19 protein-coding genes, 1 rRNA gene and 2 pseudogenes are annotated in these 22320 nt (G+C 69.5%); 8 read left to right on the forward strand and 14 right to left on the reverse strand.

The annotated features are described in order from the left end of the window. Nucleotides 1-662 precede the first annotated feature (662 nt). From scpB to GPX89_RS42880, 5 genes and pseudogenes are all read left to right on the forward strand, one after another. Entirely contained in the window at nucleotides 663-1325 is a 663-nt protein-coding gene (gene scpB / locus GPX89_RS42860; RefSeq protein WP_328602983.1) for an SMC-Scp complex subunit ScpB, read from the forward strand. A gap of 857 nt (nucleotides 1326-2182) precedes the next feature. Next, nucleotides 2183-3040 (forward strand): annotated as a pseudogene (locus GPX89_RS42865) (pseudouridine synthase); the annotation flags it as partial. 65 nt (nucleotides 3041-3105) lie between these two features. After that, entirely contained in the window at nucleotides 3106-3774 is a 669-nt protein-coding gene (cmk, locus tag GPX89_RS42870; protein WP_157393551.1) for a (d)CMP kinase, read from the forward strand. Next, entirely contained in the window at nucleotides 3771-5186 is a 1416-nt protein-coding gene (gene der / locus GPX89_RS42875; protein WP_328602974.1) for a ribosome biogenesis GTPase Der, read from the forward strand. The genes cmk and der overlap by 4 nt, the downstream gene beginning before the upstream one ends. Before the next feature lie 121 nt (nucleotides 5187-5307). After that, entirely contained in the window at nucleotides 5308-5511 is a 204-nt protein-coding gene (locus tag GPX89_RS42880) for a hypothetical protein (RefSeq protein ID WP_157393525.1), read from the forward strand. Nucleotides 5512-5617: 106 nt separating this feature from the next. On the opposite strand, the gene GPX89_RS42885 is transcribed toward GPX89_RS42880, so the two are convergent. Next, nucleotides 5618-6262, reverse strand: coding sequence for a nitroreductase family deazaflavin-dependent oxidoreductase (locus GPX89_RS42885; RefSeq protein WP_157393526.1), 645 nt, complete (start codon nucleotides 6260-6262; stop codon nucleotides 5618-5620). A gap of 141 nt (nucleotides 6263-6403) precedes the next feature. On the opposite strand from GPX89_RS42885, the gene GPX89_RS42890 reads away from it, so the two are divergent. Further along, the gene (locus GPX89_RS42890) at nucleotides 6404-7036 is read left to right on the forward strand and encodes a TetR/AcrR family transcriptional regulator (RefSeq protein WP_157393527.1); all 633 of its coding nucleotides are present in this window, start codon (nucleotides 6404-6406) and stop codon (nucleotides 7034-7036) included. 181 nt (nucleotides 7037-7217) lie between these two features. Here GPX89_RS42890 and xerD read toward each other — a convergent pair whose 3' ends face one another. From xerD to steA, 5 genes are all read right to left on the reverse strand, one after another. Next, a complete protein-coding gene (xerD, locus tag GPX89_RS42895; RefSeq protein WP_328602975.1) occupies nucleotides 7218-8138 on the reverse strand; it encodes a site-specific tyrosine recombinase XerD in 921 nt (306 codons plus the stop codon). A 78-nt stretch (nucleotides 8139-8216) separates the two neighbouring features. Next, nucleotides 8217-8876 carry an NUDIX domain-containing protein gene (locus tag GPX89_RS42900; RefSeq protein WP_157393528.1) on the reverse strand — a complete coding sequence of 220 codons (660 nt, stop codon included), beginning with the start codon at nucleotides 8874-8876 and terminating at the stop codon, nucleotides 8217-8219. A 201-nt stretch (nucleotides 8877-9077) separates the two neighbouring features. Further along, on the reverse strand, nucleotides 9078-10805 hold the full coding sequence (locus GPX89_RS42905; RefSeq protein WP_328602976.1) for a CTP synthase: 1728 nt from the start codon (nucleotides 10803-10805) through the stop codon (nucleotides 9078-9080). A 109-nt stretch (nucleotides 10806-10914) separates the two neighbouring features. Beyond that, a complete protein-coding gene (locus tag GPX89_RS42910) occupies nucleotides 10915-11835 on the reverse strand; it encodes a copper transporter (RefSeq protein ID WP_157393529.1) in 921 nt (306 codons plus the stop codon). Nucleotides 11836-11842: 7 nt separating this feature from the next. Then, the gene (gene steA / locus GPX89_RS42915; RefSeq protein ID WP_157393530.1) at nucleotides 11843-13054 is read right to left on the reverse strand and encodes a putative cytokinetic ring protein SteA; all 1212 of its coding nucleotides are present in this window, start codon (nucleotides 13052-13054) and stop codon (nucleotides 11843-11845) included. A 145-nt stretch (nucleotides 13055-13199) separates the two neighbouring features. On the opposite strand from steA, the gene GPX89_RS42920 reads away from it, so the two are divergent. Further along, nucleotides 13200-13619 carry an SRPBCC family protein gene (locus GPX89_RS42920; RefSeq protein ID WP_157393531.1) on the forward strand — a complete coding sequence of 140 codons (420 nt, stop codon included), beginning with the start codon at nucleotides 13200-13202 and terminating at the stop codon, nucleotides 13617-13619. A 67-nt stretch (nucleotides 13620-13686) separates the two neighbouring features. Here GPX89_RS42920 and recN read toward each other — a convergent pair whose 3' ends face one another. The 4 genes from recN to GPX89_RS42940 are packed head-to-tail and all read right to left on the reverse strand — an operon-like array spanning nucleotide 13687 to nucleotide 17617. Next, the gene (gene recN, locus GPX89_RS42925; RefSeq protein WP_328602977.1) at nucleotides 13687-15468 is read right to left on the reverse strand and encodes a DNA repair protein RecN; all 1782 of its coding nucleotides are present in this window, start codon (nucleotides 15466-15468) and stop codon (nucleotides 13687-13689) included. Next, nucleotides 15446-16486 carry an NAD kinase gene (locus GPX89_RS42930; RefSeq protein WP_328602978.1) on the reverse strand — a complete coding sequence of 347 codons (1041 nt, stop codon included), beginning with the start codon at nucleotides 16484-16486 and terminating at the stop codon, nucleotides 15446-15448. The genes recN and GPX89_RS42930 overlap by 23 nt, the downstream gene beginning before the upstream one ends. After that, nucleotides 16483-17379, reverse strand: a complete 897-nt coding sequence (locus GPX89_RS42935; RefSeq protein WP_328602979.1) for a TlyA family RNA methyltransferase — start codon at nucleotides 17377-17379, stop codon at nucleotides 16483-16485. The genes GPX89_RS42930 and GPX89_RS42935 overlap by 4 nt, the downstream gene beginning before the upstream one ends. A 1-nt stretch (nucleotide 17380) precedes the next feature. Beyond that, entirely contained in the window at nucleotides 17381-17617 is a 237-nt protein-coding gene (locus tag GPX89_RS42940; protein WP_328602980.1) for a hypothetical protein, read from the reverse strand. Between the two features lie 203 nt (nucleotides 17618-17820). Here GPX89_RS42940 and GPX89_RS42945 point away from each other — a divergent pair, with 203 nt between their 5' ends. After that, entirely contained in the window at nucleotides 17821-18579 is a 759-nt protein-coding gene (locus tag GPX89_RS42945) for a class I SAM-dependent methyltransferase (RefSeq protein ID WP_157393535.1), read from the forward strand. Between the two features lie 4 nt (nucleotides 18580-18583). Here the strand turns inward: GPX89_RS42945 and GPX89_RS42950 are convergent, their stop codons facing one another. The 4 genes and pseudogenes from GPX89_RS42950 to rrf form a co-directional block, all read right to left on the reverse strand. Next, nucleotides 18584-19021, reverse strand: coding sequence for a GNAT family N-acetyltransferase (locus tag GPX89_RS42950; protein WP_157393536.1), 438 nt, complete (start codon nucleotides 19019-19021; stop codon nucleotides 18584-18586). A gap of 73 nt (nucleotides 19022-19094) precedes the next feature. Further along, a complete protein-coding gene (locus tag GPX89_RS42955) occupies nucleotides 19095-19994 on the reverse strand; it encodes an HAD-IIA family hydrolase (protein WP_157393537.1) in 900 nt (299 codons plus the stop codon). Between the two features lie 240 nt (nucleotides 19995-20234). Next, nucleotides 20235-21188: pseudogene (locus tag GPX89_RS42960) on the reverse strand (hypothetical protein); the annotation flags it as partial. Between the two features lie 1013 nt (nucleotides 21189-22201). Then, nucleotides 22202-22318, reverse strand: a 5S ribosomal RNA gene (gene rrf / locus GPX89_RS42965). Between the last annotated feature and the right edge of the window lie 2 nt (nucleotides 22319-22320).

Raw genomic sequence — 22320 nt, forward strand, 5'->3', positions numbered from 1 at the left:
CGCCCCCGATGACCATGGCCGAACGGATCGTGGCCGAAGCGGCCGCAGCGGCGAGAGCCGCCCACGCGGCCGAAGCATCCGCCGCCCACTCCACGCCCGCCGAGGCGCGCCCGGCGGCCCCCGCCGAACCGGACGAAACCAGCGGCATCCCCGCACATACCAACGTGATCGCCGAAGACGCCGGCGACTCGACCGGCAGCCCGTCGACCGACGCGGATTCCTCCGAGTCCGAGCCCGACTCGAGCATCGCGCCCGAAATGTCCGAAGCTGCCCTCGGTATCGAGCCCGCCACCAGCGCCGCTGCAGCCGAAGCCACCGTCGACCCCGCGGGCTCGGATTCAGCCGGAGCTGAGCCTGATTCGAGCGCTACGCCGGAAATGTCCGAGGCCACTGTTGGCGCCGAGCCCGAACCCGTCCCGGATGGGCAGCGCGGCGACAGCACCGGGCCCATCGACGAAGTCGTGCGAGATGCCGACGGCTCAGCCGACGCCGTCGAGACTCCGGCCGAGAGTGCGGTGGACTCCAGCGAGGCGACCGGGCTCGAGCAGTCGGCCGAACTCGGGGCGGCCCCGGACGGGACCGATGGGGGCGACGAGGTCGCCACTGCGGAAGTCGGTGTGGCGGAAGTCTCGAAGGATGCGGCGGCGAGCGGCGCTGCCGGAGTGCTGCCCGTCGATCCGCAGGAGTTCGACGACGAGGACGAGCTGAGCGAGGAGGAGTTCCGCGCAGCGCTCGAGGCGATGTTGCTGGTGGTGGACGCGCCCGCCTCGACGGAGTTGCTGGCCTCGGCGTTGCGGGATCATCCGATCCGGGTGGAGACGGCGCTGCGGGAGATGTCGGCGGAGTTGACCGCGCGACGCAGTGGCATGGATCTCAGGTTCGTCGGGGACGGGTGGCGTTATTACACGCGGACGGAATTCGCCCCCTATGTGGAACGTATGCTGTTGGACGGCGCACGGTCGAAGCTCACACGCGCCGCTTTGGAAACCATGGCGGTGATCGCGTACCGTCAACCGGTTACCCGAGCACGCGTGAGCGCGGTGCGCGGCGTGAACGTGGATGGCGTGATCAGGACCCTGCTGGCGCGGGGGCTGATCGCGGAGGCCGGAGCGGACCCGGAGACCAACGGCACTCTGTACATCACCACCGAGCTGTTCCTGGAACGGATCGGACTCGCGTCACTGGCGGATCTGCCGCCGTTGGCCCCGCTGCTCCCGGGCGTCGATCTGATCGACGAGATCAATGAGAGCCTGGACACCGACCCCCGGTACACCAGGCTGAAGAAACCGGCCGAGGCCGATATCGACCTCGGCACCGATGACTGAAACAGGACAACGTGAATACACCCGCTCGCCGAGATGGCACACCGGATCGTAGGAAACGTGGCAGCGAACCGCCCAGCGGTTCCCGCGCCGCCCGAGGCCGGACCGGAGACGACCGGTCCGCACGAGGCGGCGGATCGGCCAACCGCGGCGGCGCCCGCGGCGACTCGCCCAGCTGGGGCGGAAACTCTCGAAACGACTCACGCGGCGGCTCGTACGGCCGCGGCGGCAACTCATATGACTCCCGCTCCGGCGGCTCGTACGGCGAGTCGCGTGGTGGAGGCTCCGGCTACGGCGACTCGCGAGGTGGCTCGCGCGGCGGCAGCTCGTACGGTGATTCGCGCGGCAGCGACTCGCGGGGCGGCTCGTACGGCGGCGGACGCGGCGGCAGCGGGTCCTACGACTCGCGCTCCGGAGGATCCCGCGGCGGTTCGGGCTACGGCGACTCCCGGAGCGGCGCATCGCGCGGCGGATCCGGCTCGTTCGGCGGCTCGCGCGGTGGCGCAGGCTCTTACGGCCGTGACGGCGGCGACCGCTCGCGTGGCGGCTCCGGATCCTTCGGCGCGCGTGGCGGTTCCGGCTCGCGTGGCGAAAGCCAGTGGGGCGGAAGCGGTTCCCGGGGTGGTTCGTCCGCTCGCGGCGGCTCCGGGTACGGCGGCTCGGCCGGAAACTCCGCGCGTGGCAGCCAATCTCGCGGCGATTGGGATTCTCGCGGTTCGCGCGGCGATGCCCGCGGCGGCCAGTCCCGCACCGGATTCGGCTCCGACCGTTCCGGTTTCGGCCAGGACCGCAATGCCTCGCGCGGCCGCATCGGTGGCGGCAGCCCGCTGGCCCCGCACACCTCGCCGAACACTCCCGCCAAGAAGAAGACCGCCAAGCCGGAGCGCAAGATCGTCGCGCCCGTGCTGATCAGCAATGCCAAGCCCGCGCGTCACCAGCACGTGGACCTGGAGGAGCGCGGCCCGAAGAAGCTCCCGTGGGGCGAGGGCGAGCGCCTGCAGAAGGTCCTCGCCAAGGCCGGTGTGGCTTCCCGCCGCGCGGCCGAGGAGATGATCGACGCCGGTCGCATCGAGGTCGACGGCAAGATCGTGCGCGAGCAGGGCCTGCGCATCGACCCGCAGACCGCGGTGGTCCGGGTCGACGGTGTGCGCGTGGTCGTCCGTGACGAGCAGGTGTATCTGGCTCTGAACAAGCCCAAGGGCTGGCAGTCCACCATGTCCGACGAGATGGGCCGCCCGTGCGTCGGCGATATCGTCGCCGAACGGATCGCGGCCGGGCAGCGCCTGTTCCACGTCGGCCGTCTCGACGCCGACACCGAGGGCCTGCTGCTGCTCACCAATGACGGCGATCTGGCCCACCGGCTCATGCACCCCTCCTTCGAGGTGTCCAAGACCTACCTGGCCACGGTCAACGGCGAGGTCAAGAACCGCGAGATCGGCAAACTGCTCAAGGACGGCGTCGAGCTGGAGGACGGTCCCGCCAAGGTGGACAAGTTCCAGCTGCTCGAGGTCGGGCAGGGCAAGTCGCTGGTGAAGGTGGTCCTGCACGAGGGCCGCAAGCACATCGTGCGCCGCCTGCTGGCCGAGGTCGGCCACCCGGTGACGGCGCTGGTGCGCACCCACATTGGACCGGTCGCCCTGGGCGATCAGCGGCCGGGCACGCTCCGTGTCCTGGGCCGGGACGAAATCGGGAAGCTCTACGAGGCGGTGTCGTTGTGAACGGTGTGGGAAGTCTGATCGACGCGGGCAGCGCGCTGACCGGTTCGGCGCGGCTGGTCGTCGCCATGGACGGCCCGTCGGGCACCGGCAAGTCGAGCGTGTCGCGCCAGCTGGCGACCCGGCTCGAGGCCAGCTACCTCGACACCGGTGCGATGTACCGGGTCGCGACCCTGCGCGTGCTGCGCAGCGGCGTGGACCTGGACGACGCCGCCGCCATCGCGGTCGCGGTCAAGGAGCTGCCGCTCACCATCGGCCATGACCCGAGCCACGAGGTGATCATGCTCGACGGCGAGGACGTGTCGGACGAGATCCGCGGCAATGCGGTGACCAAGGCGGTCTCCGCCGTATCGGCCGTGCCCGAGGTGCGTGAGCAGCTCGTGGCCCTGCAGCGCGACATCACCGCGGCCTCGGGCCGAATCGTGGTGGAGGGCCGCGATATCGGCACCGTCGTGCTGCCGCAGGCCGACGTGAAGATCTACCTGACCGCCTCGGCCGAGGCGCGGGCCTTCCGTCGCAATGCCCAGAACATCGCGGAGGGCCGCGGTGACGATTACGAGGCCGTGCTCGCCGACGTGCAGCGTCGCGACACCCTCGATTCGACCCGCAAGGTCTCTCCCCTGCGTCCCGCCGAGGACGCCGTGCTGGTCGACACCAGCGATCTGAACAAGGACGAGGTCATCGACGAGCTGTATCGCGTCGTGGCCGAACGGATTTCGGCGGGAGGCTCGCAGTGACCCAGGACACCGTCGCCGGTGATGGCATCTGGTCGGACGAATCCGATTGGGACATCGCCGAATTCGAGGGCGAGCAGGACGCCGAACACATCCCGCTGCCGACGGTGGCCATCGTCGGCCGCCCGAACGTCGGCAAATCGACCCTGGTGAACCGCATCCTGGGTCGCCGCGAGGCCGTCGTCGAGGACATCCCCGGCGTCACCCGCGACCGCATCTCCTACGAGGCCACCTGGGCCGGACGCCGATTCATGGTGCAGGACACCGGCGGCTGGGAGCCCGACGCCAAGGGCCTGCAGCAGTCGGTGGCCCGGCAGGCCGAGGTCGCCATGAAGACCGCCGACGCGATCGTCGTGGTCGTGGACGTCACCACGGGCGCGACCTCCGCCGACGAGGCGGTCGCGAAGACGCTGCGCCGCAGCAAGACCCCGGTCATCCTGGTCGCCAACAAGGTCGACAACCAGAAGCTCGAGGCCGACGCCGCCGAGCTGTGGTCGATGGGTCTGGGTGAGCCGCACCTGGTCTCGGCCGCCCACGGCCGCGGCACCGGCGACCTGCTGGACAAGATCCTCGAGGTGATGCCCGAGACTCCCCGCGAGGGCACGGGTCTCACCGGCGGCCCGCGCCGCGTGGCGCTGGTCGGCAAGCCGAACGTCGGCAAGTCCTCGCTGATCAACCGGCTGGCGGGCGAAGAGCGCTCGGTGGTCCACAATGTCGCGGGCACCACCGTCGACCCGGTCGACTCGCTGGTCGAATTGGGCGGCAAGCCTTGGCGTTTCGTGGACACCGCGGGCCTGCGCCGCAAGGTGAGCAATGCCTCGGGCCACGAGTTCTACGCCTCGCTGCGCACCAAGGGCGCGATCGAGGCCGCCGAGGTCGCGGTCATGCTCATCGACGCCTCCGAGCCGATCACCGAGCAGGATCTGCGCGTCATCTCCATGGTCGCCGAGACCGGCCGCGCCCTGGTCATCGCCTACAACAAGTGGGACCTGGTCGACGAGGACCGCCGGGAAATGCTGGAACGCGAGATCGACCGCGAAATGGTCCAGGTCCGCTGGGCCCAGCGCGTCAATATCTCCGCCCACACCGGCCGCGCCGTCCAAAAGCTCGTCCCCGCAATGGAAACCGCCCTGGAATCCTGGGACAAGCGCATCCCCACGGGCCGCCTGAACAACTGGCTCAAGGAGGTCATCGCCGCCACCCCGCCCCCCATGCGCGGCGGCCGCCTCCCCCGGGTCCTGTTCGCCACCCAGGCGTCGACCCGTCCTCCGACGTTCGTCCTCTTCACCACGGGCTTCCTCGAGGCCGGCTACCGCCGCTTCATCGAGCGAAAGTTGCGCGAGGAGTTCAACTTCGACGGCTCCCCCGTCCGAGTGAACGTCCGCGTCCGCGAAAAGCGCGAACGCAAGAAGTAGCGGCTACCTGAACGCCCGGGCGACGGATCACACCGTCCCCGGGCGTTTTCGTCTACGCCCCAACCGAAATAGGGCATTCTCCCGATATTGCCCGGGTCCCCGCCCTACCTAGAGTCCCCACATGACGATCAATCCGATCCGCACCGCCCTCGCCACCGCCGCCGTCGGCGCATCTCTTCTCGCGGCCCCCGCCCTCGCCTCCGCGGCGCCTCTCGACTCGCCCGCCACCCCCATCGGCACCACCGGCTCGGCCGACTCGGGTTCCGCGGGCCCCGGCTCGATCATCTGCTGGCTCCTCCACCCCAGCCCCACCTGCCAGGTCTGACCGCACGCGGGGTCCGCAGCAAGATCAGGGAGCTCTCACCGTGGGATTTTGTCCGAATCCTCGCGGTGAGAGCTCCCTGATCTTGTTCGGGCGGGCTGCGCTCGGGCTAGGACTGCGGGGTGAGTTCGAAGACCGGGTGTGTCGCGGCGGTGCGCGCGAAATCCGCGGGGGTTGCGCGGCGGCCGAGAGAAAGAGTGCGGCGCAGGACGAGTCCGCCGAAGGGGCGGGAGAGGCGGGGGCCGACAACGTCTTTCAGGATCTGGGTGGCGGCGTCGGTGGGGAGTTCGACGGCGGTGAAGTCCGCGCGGGCCGATCCCGTGCCGAGCGAGGCGCGGCCCGCGGCGCGGAGGTTGCGGACCCACTGGGCCTCGCCGGAGTGGGTGGCCACGATCCAGCGGCGATCGCCCGAGCCGAAGACGTCGACCGGGTTGGTTCGGGGTAGCCCGGATTGCCTGCCCGTCACGGTCAACTGTGCGACCGGGCCGAGCGATACCCCGGCCCGCAGCAGCGCGGCGACGGCTCGGCCGACCAGATTGTGACCGAGGCGCGCGCCACCGACCACGTGCACGATGGCGAAAGCGACCAGGAAGAGCCCGGCGAGCAGTCCGCCCAGCCAATCCCACAGCGCGGCGGCGCCGAAGACGGCGATCCCGAGATGCATGGCGATGAGCACGCCGCCCAGACCGCCGACGGCCTTGATTCCTCGACTCCGGGTACCGGTGGTGGCGTGGAGATTCTTCGTGGAGTTCATGATTCGCGTCTCTCTCAGCAGGCACAAGACCACTATGGGCGTTTGCCCATAGACTATGGGCAAACGCCCATAGATGGCAAGGGCCGCTCCCGGAGATGCGCCGAGGCTCACCCACGGTGACCGCCCCATAGACTTGACCGGATGCCCGGAACGGCCGAAGCGGCCGCCATCGACACCGAGCCGGAACAGGAGAACCCAGGCATGCGCGGCGTTCCACGTCAGGATCTACGCGGTGAACTCTTCGCCGCCGCGGACCGGATCCTGGCGCGCGACGGCGCGGCCGGACTGACCAGCCGGGCCGTCACTGACGAGGCCGGATGCGCGAAAGGCATCCTGCACAACCACTTCGACGGCCTCGAGGGTTTCCTCGCCGACTACGCCGCCGACCGCGCACGGCGGGCCGTCGATCAGCTGTCGGGGCTGCCGGAGCGCGCCGGCCAGGGCGATATCGTCGACACACTCACCGACGCGGCCGTCACCCTCTTCGATTCCGGCGCGCTACCGACCGCCGCGTTGATCTCGGCACGCCCCGCCCTGGCCACTCGCATGGCCACCGTGATCGACGCCGATTCGGCGCTCGGCGCGAGCGAGCGAATCTTCGCCGACTACCTCTCGGCCGAGCAGGCCGGCGGCCGGCTCCCGGCGGATCAGGACGCGCACACCCTCGCCTTCGCCCTGGTCGGTTCCGTCCACCACCTGTTCTTCACCTCGCAGGGCGCGGAACTCGATCCCGCCCGAGTCCGGCAGCTCGTTCGCACGCTGCTCCATCTCTGATCTCGGGACACGCACGCCGAACCGCGGGACACCGCAGTTCCGTCGGCGACGAACATAATTCACGCATGGATGTCTCGGTGGCGTTGTGCGGGTTCGCGGGCGCGTGGGCGCTGGTGGCCGGGCCCATGTACCAGGGTGCCGTCGAACTCGGCGAGTTGGGCAGAGGCACAAGGGCGCTCCGTCAGCGCGCCCGGGGATGCGCGGTCGCCCAGACCTCGTGCAGTGTCCCGACGGTCACCAGGGTGTAGATCTGGGTCGTCGTGACCGAGGCATGACCGAGCAACTCCTGCACGACGCGCACGTCCGCGCCGCCGTCGAGCAGGTGGGTGGCGAAGGAGTGGCGCAGCGTGTGGGGCGATACCTGGGCGGCGATTCCGGCTCGGTCGGCGGCGGATTGCAGGACCTGCCAGGCGGATTGGCGGGATAGGCGGCCGCCGCGGTGGTTGAGGAACAGGGCGCTGTTGCCCTTGCCCTGCGCGGCCAGCCCCGGACGGCCGCGTACCAGATAGTTGTCCAGTGCGGCCAGCGCGGGCCGACCGATGGGGACCATGCGTTGCTTGCCGCCCTTGCCGTGCAGGACGACCGCGCGCTCGGCGGTATCGATGTCGTCCACGTCCAGCCCGACCATCTCGGAGATGCGAGCGCCGGTGGAATACAACAACTCCAGCAGCGCCCGATCCCGCAGGGCGCGCGGACCGTCGGCGATATCGCCGCCCGCCGCGTCCAGCAGGCGCGAAACCTGGTCGTAAGGTAGTGCTTTCGGCAACCGACGTGCGGGGGTCGGCGGTTTCACCGGGTGCGCGACATCCGCGTCGGTGATCCCCTCCAGCGTGGCGAAGCGGTGCAGGCCACGAACCGCCACCAACGCCCTGGACGCCGAGGACGCGGCCAGCGCCGGATGCTCGGTGTCCCCGGAGCGCAGCGACACCATGTAGTCCGCGATGTCCGTTTCCGCCACGCGTGCAAGCGTTTCCACCCCGCGTCCGGTCAAGAAGTGCTGGTACCGCCCCAGATCCCGCCGATAGGCGCTGAGCGTGTTGCGCGCGGCTCCACGCTCGACCGCCAAATGGTCGAGGTACGCGTCGATCTGCCGCTTCAGCACGGCTCACATCATTGCAGCCGCCACCGACGAACTCCCCCAACCAGACCCGGCAAATCGCACAAGTATCCCAATCGGGATCTACTGCGGCGCGGCCTTCTCCCGCGCCTTGCGGTCCAGGAACGCGGTCGGCATGCCCGGCCAGGGGGCGTCGGCCGGACGCAATGCCGCCCCGGTGGACCGGGCCGTCATCAAGGCGGTCACACCGGCTACGGCTGTGGCATTGGTGATTTCGCCCGCCAGTGCGGCCTGCGCCGCCTGCGCCAAAGGCATGCGCAGGACCTGGAGGTCGGCCTCCTCGTGCTCGGGGTCGGGACGGTCGGTTTCGTAGAGTCCCGTGGCCAGGTAGACCCGCAACGCCTCATCGGTGAACCCCGGCGACAGCGCCACATCGACGAGCACCGACCATTCGCGCGCGGCCAGCCCGGTTTCCTCGGCCAATTCCCGCTTGGCGGCTCCGAGCGGATCCTCGCCCTGCTCGTCGAGCAGTCCGGCGGGCAGCTCCAGCAGCCGCCGCCCGATCGGATGCCGATACTGGTTGATCAGCACCAGATTCTCGTCCTCGTCCAGCGCCGCGACGGCCACCGCACCGTGATGCTCGATCACCTCCCGCTCGGCGACCTTCCCGCCGGGCATGACCACCTGGTCCAGCCGCAGTGCCAGAATCGCGCCGGAGTACACGGTCCGACTGGACAGAACATCGAAATCATGTGCGCCGGGCACCGAACCGGAAGACGTCATCCCAAAACCGTATCGCGACGCCCCAACCGCCCGTCCCACCGACGTCCCTTCATCGAGTGGCACATCCTGGAGACGTTTTCGGACAAATCTCCTCCGGAATGTGCCGCTCGGCGATCCGGTTCGAGGTGGGGAGACGCGAAACCGCCCGGGCGCGTGGGGCGCTCGGGCGGGTTCGGGTGGGAATCTCGGGTGGGCCGAGGGTTACTTGGCGACCTTTTCGGCTTCGGCGGCGGGGACCTCGTCGGGGATCTCGACCGGGAGGCGTTCGGCGGCCTTGTAGGCCAGAGCGGCCGAGATCAGCGCCGCGAAGAGCGGGTGCGGGCGGGTCGGGCGGGACTTGAGCTCCGGGTGGGCCTGGGTGGCCACCAGGAACGGGTGCTGGTCGGCCGGGTACTCGACGAATTCGACCAGGTGGCCGTTCGGGGAGGTACCGCTGAACTTCAGGCCGCTCTTGGCGATCTTGTCGCGGTAGGTGTTGTTGACCTCGTAGCGGTGACGGTGCCGCTCGGAGACCTCGGTCGCGCCGTAGGCGGCGGCGACCAGCGAATCCTGCTGCAGCACAGCCGGGTACGCGCCCAGACGCATAGTGCCGCCCAGGTCGGCCTCGCCGGCCACGATCTGCTCCTGGTCGGCCATGGTCGAGATGACGGGGTACTTGGTGTCGGGCTCGAACTCCGCCGAGTTGGCGTCCTTCAGACCCACCGAGCGCGCCGCCTCGATGACCACGCACTGCAGACCCAGGCACAGGCCCAGCAGCGGAATCTTGTGCTCGCGGGCGTAGCGGATCGCGCCCACCTTGCCCTCGATGCCGCGAATGCCGAAGCCGCCCGGAATCAGAATCGCGTCCACGTCGGCCAGGTGCGAGCGCGCACCGGCCTCGGTCTCGCATTCGTCGGACTGCACCCAGCGGATGTTCACCTTGGCCCGCGAGGCGAACCCGCCCGCGCGCAGCGCCTCGGTGACCGACAGGTAGGCGTCCGGCAGGTCCACGTACTTGCCGACCAGCGCGACGGTGACCTCTTCGCGCGGGTTGTGCACGCGGTCCAGCAGATCGCCCCAGACCGTCCAGTCCACGTCCCGGAAGGGCAGGCCCAGGCGGCGAACGACGTAGGCGTCCAAGCCCTCCCGGTGCAGCACCTTCGGAATGTCGTAGATCGACGGCGCGTCCGGCGTCGAGATGCAGGCGTCCACATCCACGTCGCACATGAGCGCGATCTTGTTCTTGAGCGCCTGCGGCACATCGCGGTCGCAGCGCAGGATCAGCGCGTCGGGCTGGATACCGATATTGCGCAGCGCCGCCACCGAGTGCTGGGTCGGCTTGGTCTTGAGCTCGCCAGAGGGGCCCAGGTACGGCACCAGCGTGACGTGCAGGAAGAAGCAGTTGTCGCGGCCCACCTCGTGGCGGATCTGACGCGCCGCCTCGAGGAACGGCTGCGACTCGATATCGCCCACGGTGCCACCGATTTCGGTGATCACCACATCCGGCACCTGACCGTGCAGATCCGGGCCCGCCATGGCGAGGATCCGGTACTTGATCTCGTCGGTGATGTGCGGGATCACCTGCACGGTGTCGCCGAGGTATTCGCCGCGACGCTCCTTGGCGATGACCTTCGAGTACACCTGGCCGGTGGTGACATTGGCGTCCGCGGATAGATCGCGGTCGAGGAAGCGTTCGTAGTGACCGACGTCGAGGTCCGTCTCCGCGCCGTCCTCGGTCACGAACACCTCACCGTGCTGGAAGGGGTTCATGGTGCCGGGATCGACGTTCAGGTACGGATCCAGCTTCTGCATCGTGACGCGCAGACCGCGCGACGTGAGCAGCTGACCGAGGCTGGAGGCGGTCAGGCCCTTACCGAGTGAAGAGGCGACGCCGCCACTGACGAAGATGTGTTTCGTGGCATTGCGCGCCGGAATCCGTGAATTACCCACGGGTCTTCACGGTAACACGGATCCCCGGCAGCCATGGAATGCCACGCAGAACGGTTGCCCGCGATTGGCTCGATTCCGCGTGTCGCGGGCGAGTTTTCCCGTGTCGCGCTCAGCGCGGCATGGCGGCGATTGTGAGCGAAGTCGCCTTCGCGCCCGTGCCGTACCGGCCGGTGCCGCCGTTCAACTGCTCGGTGAGCCCGAGCACCGTGGTGACGCGCCCGATCTCGCGGTCCACGTTGTCGACCGTGGTGACCGTGGCCAGCCCGCCCTCGGACCGCGCCACCGCGATCGCGCCCGGACCGTCGGCGGCCCCGTAGCGACCCGCCAGCACCACACCCGCGCTGTGCGAGCGCAGTCCCCCGGCGAACCGGGCGATGATGGTGCCGCGGTTGTTCTGGTCGGCCCGCGCGCCGTCTCCGGTGACCACCACGGCCAGCTGAGCGGGCTGTACGTCGGCGAAGGTCAGGAAGCCGCCACCGCGCAGCGTCTCCAGCGCCAGCCCGCGCTCCTGGGGCGTGCCGCGCGACTGGCCGGTGGCGGGATCGTCGAGCAGCACCTGGCCGAGCAGATCGCCCGCGAGGCTGCCCTGATCGACCGCGTCGATCTTGAGTTGCGCCCCGGCCGGAACCACGTTCACCAGCGCGGTGCGGAGTCGATCGCCTTCGGAGGAGTCGGTGAACGCGCCGGTGAGCCCGACCCGCCCGGTGACCGTGGCCCCGGCGGTGGTCAGCGCCGCGGCGACCGCGTCGACATCCCCGCTGTCGGCGTCGGGGGTGGCGAAAACGAGAACCGACCGGTTGGCCAGACTGCCTGCCAGAAGTTTGCCCGCCGCCCCCGCGAGGAAGGCGTCCGACGCCTTCACCTGTTCGCTCAGCCGCGCGTTCTCCGCCCGCAGATCCTCGACCTGCCCCTTGTCGCCCGAGCCGGGAAACAACCCGTGGCCTTGCGTGCGGGTGCCCAGCACCACGCCTACCGCCAGCGCCAGGAATACCGCGGCGATCGAAATCGCGTGGTGGCGAAAGGAAATCATCGCGCCTCTATTTCTGCCGGTCCAATAGCCGCTCCACCCAACCCGATCCGCGATGCCAGGTGTCCGTGGCCCAGGTCAGCGCCTCGCCGCCCATGTGGGTGGCCAGCAATGCGACGATCAGGGCGACCAGCGCGGCCAACACCACCAGCGCGACCGCCCAGCCGGAACCCCGGTGACGGTACAGCGCCGCAACGGCTTTGGCATCCATCAGCTTGGTGCCCATTTTGAGGCGTGTCAGGAAGGTTGCCGGATTCGAATCACGGCGACCACGGTCGAAGAAGTCGTCCAGCGAGGCCGCCGCCCCGACCGTGACGATCAGCGACGCGCCGTGATGATCGGCCAGCAGCAACGCCAGGTCCGCGGGCGCACCCGAGGACGGGAAGGTGGTCGCGCCGATGCCCAGATCCTGGATGCGCTCCAAACCCTTGGCGTGCCCGTCGGTATCGGCGGGCAGGATCACCTCCGCGCCGGACTTGAGCGTGGTGGCGGTGATCTCCTCCGGGTCGCCGACGATCAGGTCGGGCCGATACCCGTTGCGGGTCAAGGTGTCCGCGCCGCGGCCGACGCCGATCAGGATGGGCGCGTACTCCTTGATGAACGGCCGGATACGCTTGAGATCCTCGATGTGCTCGGGCCCGTCGGCCACCACCACGACATGCCGCCGCTTCATGTCGATTTCGACATCCGGCACCCCGATTCCATCGATGAGCAGCGAGGATTCGGTGCGAATGAACTCGATGGTGTTGCCGGAGAAGGCTTCCAGATGATCAGCCAGCCCGTTGCGTGCCTCGATCATGCGTTCGGCGATGGCGGCCTCGGTGAGCTCGATGCCCTCGACGAGCGCCTCGGGTTCCTTCTTGGACAGCTTGTCCGCGTAGACCACCCCGTCCTCGACGCGCACTCTGATGCCGTCCTTGATGCGCTTGAAGACGTCGGAGCTGACCGCGTCCATCAGCTGAATGCCATTGGCGACCAGCACTTCCGGTCCCAGGTTGGGGTACCGTCCGGAAATGGAGGGCGAGGCGTTGATCACCACCGCCACCTGGGCTTCGACCAACCGGTCGGCGGTGAGCCGATCCAGGTCCATCTCGTCCAGCACGACCACATCGCCGGGCCCGACACGCTGCAACAACCGCCTCGTATTGCGGTCCACCCGAGCCATCCCGGTGAGACCAGGCAACGTTTCGGTATTGCGCGAAAGCAGGGCCAGCATCTTCATAACGCTCGATGATTGCCCGAAAGTCTCAACCAATGGTGGAGGCGCGCCGGTCAGATCGACCTTCGTCACAGTGATGCCACGCACCGACTCGGAATGTCTCCTTCGTGCCTATCTTCTTACCGGGCGGTAAGGATATGCTCCCGTCATGGCCAGCACCACCGTCGACACTGTCCTCCCCGCCCCGCGCGAGACCGTCTACAAGCTCTTCACCGAGCGTGACAGCATCAATCCCTTTGTGCCCATCACGGTCTCGCTGAAGAAGCCCGGCATCGGCGCGCCGAACGGCGTCGGTGCCCAGTACCACCTCGGCGTCGGCCCGCTCGGCCCGACCGAGGAGACCACCGAACTGGTCCCCAATGAACGCATGGTCTACCGCGTCATCGCCGGCGCCCCGGTCAAGCGCCACGTCGGCACCATCAGCTTCTCCGACGCCCCCGGCGGCACCCGCGTGGTCTACACCATGGAATCCGAGCCCAGCCTCCCCGTGCCCGACTCGATCCTCGAGCCCGGCCTGCGCGCCCTGATCAACCAGCTGATCGGCGCGGTTCGCAAAGCCATTAAGTAAGCCGAGGCTACGAAACGAATGCCCCCGCATCCATGAGGATGCGGGGGCATTCGCGGTTCCGGAGGGGTTACTCCCCCGAGGCCGCTGCGCCGACCTTCTCGGCGTGGGCGGTGGTGAGCAGTTCCCAGGCGTGGGCGCGGCCGGTTTCGGTATCGCCCATGCCCGCGAGCATGCGGGCGAGTTCGATGACGCGTTCATCCTGGGTGAGGGCCTTGACGCCGGACTTCACGGCCTTGCCGTCGTCGAGTTTGTCGACCACCAGGTGGGTGTCGGCGAAGGCGGCCACCTGCGGGAGGTGGGTGACGACGATGACCTGGTGGGTGCGGGCCAGGCGGGCCAGGCGGCGGCCGATCTCGACCGCGGCGCGGCCGCCGACGCCGGCGTCGACCTCGTCGAAGACCATGGTGGTGCCGTGTTCGGAACTGGCCAGGACCACCTCGAGGGCGAGCATGATGCGGGAGAGCTCACCGCCGGAGGCGCTCTTGCTCAATGGCAGGGGGTGGGCTCCGGAGTGGGCGGCCAGGCGGAATTCCACCTCGTCGACACCGGTGGAGCCGGCGTGGAGTTCGACGCCGTCGATGACCAGCGGGGCCGAATCCTGAACGCCCGCGGGCACGGGACCGACACCGACCTCGAGCCGGGCCCGCCCCATGGCCAGACCGCCCAGTTCGGTGCTCACGGCCGACGCCAGCTTGCCCGCCGCCTTGGTGCGGGCCGCGGTCAGCTTGCGAGCGGTCTCGCGGACCTTCTCCGCGGCGGATTCGACATCGGCGGCGAGGGCGGCGAGCGCCTCCTCCGACACGTCGAGCGACGACAGCCGGATGCGCGCCTCGTCGGCCCACTTGATCACGCCGTCGATATTCGGCGCGTACTTGCGGGTCAGCGTCTTCAGCTCGGCCTGGCGGGTGAGCATGGATTCGAGCGCGCCCGGATCCGACGGCAGATCCGACAGATACGAACTGAGCTCGGTGGTCAGATCCACGATCACCGAGATCGCCTCGCCCAGACGCGGACCCATCTCGGACAGCTTCGGATCGTCGGACGCTTCGATGCGGGCGCGGGCGGTGCCCAGCAGATCCAGCGCCCCGGCGTCCTCACCCGGCGAGTCGGCGGGACCGGCCAGCGCGTCGTGGGCGGTGGCGGCGGCCTCGCGCAGCGAATCCAGATCCGAGAGCCGGCGCACCTCGGTCACCAGGTGATCGTCCTCGCCGGGTTCCGGTGCGATGGCATCGATTTCGGCCAGCGACTGGGTCAGATGATCGGCTTCCAGGGCCAGCTCCCGGCTGCGCGCGGTCCGCTCCAGCAGCTGATTGCGCTTGTCCAGCCAGGTCTTTCGCGCCTTCTGGTACTTGGCCAGCAGCGGGGCCACGGCATCGGCGGCGAACTGGTCCAGCGCGTGCAGCTGCTGGTCCGGGCGCTGCAGCCGCAGCTGGTCGTTCTGGCCGTGCACGGTCAGCAAAGGAGTCGTGAAGTCCGACAACACCGATGCGGGCACACTGCGCCCGCCCAGGTGGGCGCGGGAACGCCCGTCACTGCCGACGGTCCGCACGGCGATCACGCTGCCGTCGTCATCGCGTTCGGCCCCCGAGGACTCCAGTACCTCTTCGACCTCCCCGAGCGCGCCGTCGTGCACCTCGTCGACGGTGAACCGGCCCTCGACCACGGCCCGAGACGCCCCCAGGCGCACCCGTCCGGCGTCGGCGCGCGCCCCGCTGAGCAGGTGCAGGCTGGTGACGACCATCGTCTTGCCCGCACCGGTCTCACCGGTCAGAACGGTCAAACCTTCATGGAATTGCGCGGTGGCGGTGGAGATTACCCCCAGCCCGTCAATCCTGATCTCTGTCAGCACTCGTGCTCTCCGTTCGGCGGTCTTCAATCTCGCCTACGCTCGGGCGCTGCGTGGTTACGCTAGCTGCCGCCTCCGCGCCTGACCGCGCAGACGGGCGGCCTCGCCAGCCTGTCACGGGCAACTGGAATTTGCGCACCATCCGATCGGCGAACGGCGCGGAATCGAGCCGAACCAAGCCAACCGGTTCGGTCCCGCGGACCGTTTCGACCCGGCCGCCCCGCGGCAGTGCGAGGGTGCGGCGGCCATCGAGGAAAACAATCGCATCGTGGCCCGTCGCCACGGTTTCCACCGCGATCACCGACTCCGGGCTGGTCACCAGGGGTCGCGCGAACAGGGCATGGGCATTGGACGGAATCACCAGCAGCGCTTCGAGTTCCGGCCACACCACCGGCCCGCCCGCAGAGAAGGCGTATGCGGTGGACCCGGTCGGAGTGGCGATCAGCACACCGTCGCAGCCGAACGCCGACACCGGGCGCCCGTCGACCTCGAGCACCACCTCGAGAACGCCCATGCGCGCGGCATTCTCGATGCTGGCCTCGTTCAGCGCCCAGCCGCGCTCGGTCACCACATCGTCGACGCGCACGGTGACATCGATGGTCATCCGCTGCTCGACGGTGTAGTCGCGCCGCACCACCTGCGACAGCGCCTCGTCCAGGTGGTCCGCCTCGGCCTCGGTGAGAAAACCGATGCGGCCCATATTGATTCCCAGCACCGGCACCCGGGCGCTGCGCGCCAGCTCGGCCGCGCGCAGGAAGGTGCCGTCCCCGCCGAGCGCGAGCACCATCTCGGTGCCCACCGCCGCGTCCGGATTGTGCGCCATGACCCGCGCCGGGTACCCGTCGGCCACGCCGTCCTCGTCGACGTCGAAGCGCGTGCTGTAGGCCTCGTCCTCGAGGACCCGCAGCCCGATTCCGGCACCGCACAGAATCTTCGCCACGCGATGCGCGGTATCGGTGATCTCCGGCCGTCCGGGATGCGCGACCAGCAGCACTTCTCTGGCCGGGCTAGCCGCGTTCACTGTGGACCCTCCTGCACCGCACGATCGATCAGCGCCGCCACGCGCGACGCCTCTCCCTGCTTCATGTCACCGTCTGCATCGTATGCGGCCCCACCGACGTTCGCGCCGTCACCGGGCTCGGTGCCCGTTTCCTGTGGTTCGGATTCCTTCCGCAGCCACAGGAAATACTCGACATTGCCCGACGGGCCGGGTAGCGGGCTGGCCACCACGCCACGCGTCCGCAGCCCGAGTTTCGCTGCCGCGGCGGCGACTTCGCGCACCACCTCGGCGCGCAGGGCCGGATCCCGCACCACGCCACCGGCTCCCACCCGATCCTTGCCGACCTCGAACTGCGGCTTCACCATGGGCAGCAGATCCGCACCGGGAGCGGCGCAGGCGGCCAGCGCGGGCAGCACCAGGGCCAGCGAGATGAACGACAGGTCGGTGACCACCAAATCGACTGTGCCGCCGATGAGTTCGGGCGTCAATTGCCGGACGTTGGTGCGGTCGTGCACGTGGACGCGGTCATCGTTCTGCAGCCGCCAGATGAGCTGGCCGTATCCGACATCGGCGGCCACGACCTCTTTCGCACCGCGCGACAGCAACACATCGGTGAATCCGCCGGTGGACGCGCCCGCGTCCAGGCACCGCTTGCCCGCCACCGACACGCCCTGCGGCTCGAACGCCTCCAGCGCGCCGAGCAGCTTGTGCGCGCCCCGCGAGGCCCACTGCACCTCGTCCGGTTCCTCCCGCACCAGCAGCGGCGTCCCCGCCTCGACTCCGGTCGCCGGTTTGGTGGCGACCGACCCATTGATCAGGACGCGGCCCGCACTGATCAGCTCGCTCGCGTGTTCCCGCGACCGCGCCAATCCGCGGCGAACCAATTCCGCGTCCACCCGCGCGCGCCTGGCCACCTCAGATCTTGTCCACCGTGGCCAGGGCCTGCACCAGGACATCGTGCGCCTGCTCGAGAATCTTGGCCCGCCGCACGATATCGGTGCCCTCCGAGTGCACGCTGGGCGCGCCCGGGAAGCCCGGATTCGGTGCGCCCGCCGACAATTCGGCCAGCAGCGCGTCGACCTCCGCCTTGACCCGCTGCGGGTCGGCGAACTCCTGATTCGCACCCGCCAGATGCTGCCCGGGCAGGGGCACATCAGGCCGTGGACCCGGCGTCGCCGATTGCGACCCCGGTGCGGGAATCTGGGGGTGAGGCATGGGCGTAGTCATCGTGGCGACAACGCTACCCGAACTCGCATTCGAACACACGTACCCCGCCGCATCCCGATCCCGCCGCCGACCGGGCCGCTCCGCGCGGCGGGGAAAACCTGTTGCGGCCCCCTGACAGGATGGGGCAAATGGACAGCGACTTCGAGAAACTCATCGCCGAGGCCGATTCGGTCTCGGTCGACGGCTGGGACTTCTCCTGGCTCGACGGACGCGCCACCGAAGCGCGGCCGTCCTGGGGATATCAGAAGCAGCAGGCCCGCCGCCTCGCGACCGCGCACGCCGCCCTCGATATCCAGACCGGCGGCGGCGAGGTCCTCGCCGAAGCGGAAACGTTCCCGCCGACCATGGTGGCCACCGAATCCTGGCCGCCCAACCTGGTCAAGGCGACCCGGCTGTTGCACCCGCGCGGCGCGGTCGTGGTCGCCGATCCGGACGAACCGCCGCTCCCCTTCGCCGATGCCGCCTTCGACCTGGTCACCAGCCGGCATCCGGCCACCATCTGGTGGGACGAGATCGCCCGCGTGCTGCAGCCCGGCGGGACCTATTTCGCCCAGCACGTCGGTCCCGCCAGCGTCTTCGAACTGGTCGAATACTTCCTCGGCCCGCAGCCGGAAGCGCGGCGCGGCCGGGATCCGGAGACCGAGGCCGCCCAGGCCCGCGCGGCCGGGCTGGAGATCGTGCAGTCGCGGCCGGAGCGGCTTCGGGTGGAGTTCAACGACATCGGCGCGGTCGTCTACTTCCTGCGCAAGGTGATCTGGATGGTGCCCAGCTTCACCGTCGACGGCTACCGCGACCGGCTCCGGGACCTGCACGAGCAGATCACCGCCGACGGGCCCTTCGTCGCCTACTCGGCCCGCACCCTGGTCGAGGCGCGAAAGCCGATGTGAGACTTCACACCTCGTATGTGAAGTGATGCGACGTGATGGCGAAGTGATTGCGCATGTACAGCCGGTGCGCGGCGGCTCGGTTGGCGTTCACGCCCGAATCGAGTTGCACCGATTCACATCCCAGCCGCCTCGCCTCGTCCTTGACCCACGCGATCAAGGCGTCGCCGTAGCCGCGACCGCGCGCTTCCGGCAAGGTGCTCAGGTCGTCGACGTAGAGATGGCGGCCCCACGCCGACATGAACGTCTCCCGGTAGCCCAGGACCGACAGGGCTTCGTCGGTGGTCCCGTCGAAGGCTCCCATCAGCCGATAGCCCTGCGGCCGCAGCCGGGTGTCGATCACGTCGACGATCGCGTCCACCGACTCCCAGCGCGGCCGCAACTCCAGCAGGGCTCGCGCGCCGAGCTTGGTCTCCCCTTCGGTGATCTCCCTGATCTCGGTCATGTCATCGACGCTATCGGACCAGGTGGCCTTGTCATATGACCAATCAGCGGGAAATTCAGCAGGCCACTTCGCGCTAGACCGGGACGGAGACGACGGCGATCGCGCGGCCCGGAGCCGCACGCAGGCGGTCCGCGATCGCGTCGGCGATATCGCCGTCACCCGGCACCACGGGATCCAGGTCGGCGACCGGATGGTTCAGGGCGTCAAGGGATTCCGCGATATAGGTGGGCATGCGGTCCGCGGGCTGCGAGCGCAGGTCGGCGAGGGTGCTCACGCCGGTGAGGACCATCAGCGACTCCAGGCCGGTGGCGCCCGCGCCGTCGATGTCGGTGTCGAGCCGGTCGCCGACCACCAGGGCGTCCCGGGTGCCCGCGCGCTCGAGCGCATCCTCCATCAGCGGGGCGAACGGCTTGCCCGCCACGATCGGTTCCAGGCCCGACGCGTGCCGCAGCGCCGCGACCATGGAGCCGTTACCGGGAGCCAGACCCCGCTCGGTGGGGAGAGTGGCATCGGTATTGGCGGCCACCCACAGCGCGCCCGACCGCAGCGCGTAGGCGGCCTCGGCCAGATCCGCCCAGGCGGTCTGCATCGAATGGCCCTGCACCACGGCGCTCGGCACGACACCGTCGAACCGGCGGACCGCCTGCAGGCCCACGTTCTCCACCTCGGCGATCAGGTCATCGGTGCCGACCACGAGCACGGTCGCCCCCGGCGGGACGCGATGCGCCAGCAGCCGGGCGGCCGCCTGCGCACTGGTCACCACCTCGTCCTCGTGGGCGTCGAAACCCAAATCCCGCAGGTGCAGGGCCACCGCGTCCGCCGAACGGCTCGCGTTGTTGGTGACATACATCAGGCGCTGCCCCGAATCGCCCGCCGAAAGTGCCTCCGACGCACCGGGAATCGGGTCGTGGCCGCGGAACAAGGTTCCGTCCAGATCCAACAGCAGTGCCTCGAACCGGTCCCGCAGTCGCATTGTGCCGTTCCTCTCGATCACTCATCACAGAGACGAAAAAACCGTGCGGCCACGCTGTTGCGCGGCCGCACGGTCGAAATCACTTGCCGGTCCTCAGTTCTCGGTCTCGCCGTCGGCCTTCGCGGGCGCCTCGGAGTCCTTGTCGGCCGGGGCCGAATCCGATTCGGCCGGTGCGGCGTCGTCCGCGTCGGAGTCCTCGTCGTCCTCGTCGCCGAACGCGGCGGTCCAGTCCGCGCCGTCCTCGCCCTCGCCGGACAGCTCGGCGGCGCGTTCCTCGGCATCGGTCTCGCCGTCGTGATCCGCGGAGGCGGCGTTCATGAACCAGGTGAGCGCCTCTTCCTCACGTCCGGCCGCGAGCAGCGCCTCGGCGTAGGCGTAGAACAGGCGCGCCGCGGCGGAACCGGTACGCGCCGGGTCGAGTTCGGCGGTCTGCAGCGTCACCACGGCCTGATCGAACTGGCCCAGATCCATGCGCGCGCCGGCGACCACGATGCGCAGCTCGGTGGCCTCGTCGCCCTGCAGGGCCCGCGCCTCGTCACTGCGACCCAGCTCGATGGCCCGCTCCGGACGGCCCAGACCGCGCTCGCAATCCGCCATCACGGCCAGCAGACCCGAACCGCCGGACATCCGGCGCGCGGTCCGCAGCTCCGACAGCGCCTCGGCCCACTCACCGGCGTGATAGGCCGCCACACCGGCGGTCTCGCGCACCACCGCGATGCGGCCGGCCCGCTGCCGCGCCGCCCGGGCGTGCGCCAGCGCCAGCTCCGGATCCTCGTCCAGCAGCTGCGCCACCATCACCAGGTGCCGGGCGACCGCCTCGGCATTGCTCTTGTCCAGGCTCAGCAGATCGCGACGGACCGCGCCCTCGAGATCCGAGGCCTGCACGTCGTCCGGCAGCTCCGGCTCGTCGGGGCGACCCGAACGCCGCTCGCCCGACCGGCCGCCGCCGACCCGCGCGCCCTCGCCGCCCCGGCGGCGATCCTGCCCGCCGTCGAACGACCGCTCGCCCGAACCGTTCCCGGCCCGCTCGAAATCCCGGTCCTCGCCGGACTTCTCACGACGCTCATCGCCGGAGCCGTTGCGCGCGAAGCCCTTCCGCTCCTCGCGCTCACCGCGATCACGGTCGAATCCGCGTCCGCCGCCACGGTTTTCACCACCGCGGTTGAACCCGCCTTCACGACGCTCACCGCGATCGCGGTTGAACCCGCCTTCACGACGATCCCCGCCACCGCGATTGAAGCCGCCCTCACGACGATCCCCGCCACCGCGATTGAAGCCGCCCTCACGACGATCCCCGCCACCGCGATTGAAGCCGCCCTCACGACGATCCCCGCCACCGCGATTGAAGCCGCCCTCACGACGCTCACCGCGATCGAATCCGCCTTCACGGCGCTCGCCGCCGCCGCGGTTGAATCCGCCTTCACGGCGCTCTCCACCGCCGCGGTTGAACCCGCCTTCACGACGCTCACCACCGCCGCGGTTGAACCCGCCTTCACGACGATCCCCGCCACCGCGGTTGAACCCGCCCTCACGGCGCTCACCACGATCGCGGTTGAAGCCGCCCTCACGACGCTCACCGCGATCGAATCCGCCTTCACGGCGCTCGCCGCCGCCACGGTTGAAGCCACCCTCACGGCGCTCGCCGCCACCGCGGCTGAACCCGCCCTCACGACGCTCACCACCGCCGCGGTTGAACCCGCCCTCACGACGCTCGCCGCCACCGCGGTTGAAGCCACCCTCGCGACGCTCACCACGGTCGAAGCCGCCACGGCCGCCCTCACCCCGATAGCCGCCGCGATCGCGGTCGCCTTCGGAGCGGTTCCAGCCGCCACGCTCGTTGTCACGGCCGCGGTTGTAGCCGCCACCGTCACGGTTGCCGCCCTCACGACGCGGGCCGCCGCCGTACGACCGTCCCTGATCGGACCGGCCCTCACGTCGTTCGTTCTCGTCACGCCGGCCGTAGCCGCCCTGTCCGGTCCCACCATCGTTGCGGCGGAAGGGTTTGCGGCCGTCGTTCTGCTCCGCCACGGTGATCCCTCTCTAGTGTTGTAAGCCTGCCGTACCCGGCCGCGGCGCTGGCTCGCGTGAGGGTCGCGGGAGTGTCCCGCACACCTCAAATTGAATCACGCGTGCTCGAGCGTCCACGCAGCGCGGGCGCTGAAACGCAGAATAGGGGACCCGTGAGGGTCCCCTATTCTGGAATGATGTTCCGGCGGTGTCCTACTCTCCCACACCCTGTCGAGTGCAGTACCATCGGCGCAGGTGGCCTTAGCTTCCGGGTTCGGAATGGGACCGGGCGTTTCCCCACCGCTATAGCCGCCGTAAC

Source organism: Nocardia terrae (assembly GCF_009760405.1).
Classification (GTDB): domain Bacteria; phylum Actinomycetota; class Actinomycetes; order Mycobacteriales; family Mycobacteriaceae; genus Nocardia; species Nocardia terrae.

Bases quoted from the DNA above. Each gene is read 5' to 3' on its own strand.
- GPX89_RS42950 (WP_157393536.1), bottom strand. From the start codon at position 19,021: ATGACCGAGATCAGGGAGATCACCGAAGGGGAGACCAAGCTCGGCGCG.
- GPX89_RS42910 (WP_157393529.1), bottom strand. From the start codon at position 11,835: ATGATTTCCTTTCGCCACCACGCGATTTCGATCGCCGCGGTATTCCTG.
- GPX89_RS42880 (WP_157393525.1), top strand. From the start codon at position 5,308: ATGACGATCAATCCGATCCGCACCGCCCTCGCCACCGCCGCCGTCGGC.
- GPX89_RS42885 (WP_157393526.1), bottom strand. From the start codon at position 6,262: ATGAACTCCACGAAGAATCTCCACGCCACCACCGGTACCCGGAGTCGA.
- GPX89_RS42900 (WP_157393528.1), bottom strand. From the start codon at position 8,876: ATGACGTCTTCCGGTTCGGTGCCCGGCGCACATGATTTCGATGTTCTG.
- GPX89_RS42955 (WP_157393537.1), bottom strand. From the start codon at position 19,994: ATGCGACTGCGGGACCGGTTCGAGGCACTGCTGTTGGATCTGGACGGA.
- GPX89_RS42945 (WP_157393535.1), top strand. From the start codon at position 17,821: ATGGACAGCGACTTCGAGAAACTCATCGCCGAGGCCGATTCGGTCTCG.
- cmk (WP_157393551.1), top strand. From the start codon at position 3,106: ATGGACGGCCCGTCGGGCACCGGCAAGTCGAGCGTGTCGCGCCAGCTG.
- GPX89_RS42890 (WP_157393527.1), top strand. From the start codon at position 6,404: ATGCCCGGAACGGCCGAAGCGGCCGCCATCGACACCGAGCCGGAACAG.
- GPX89_RS42920 (WP_157393531.1), top strand. From the start codon at position 13,200: ATGGCCAGCACCACCGTCGACACTGTCCTCCCCGCCCCGCGCGAGACC.
- steA (WP_157393530.1), bottom strand. From the start codon at position 13,054: ATGAAGATGCTGGCCCTGCTTTCGCGCAATACCGAAACGTTGCCTGGT.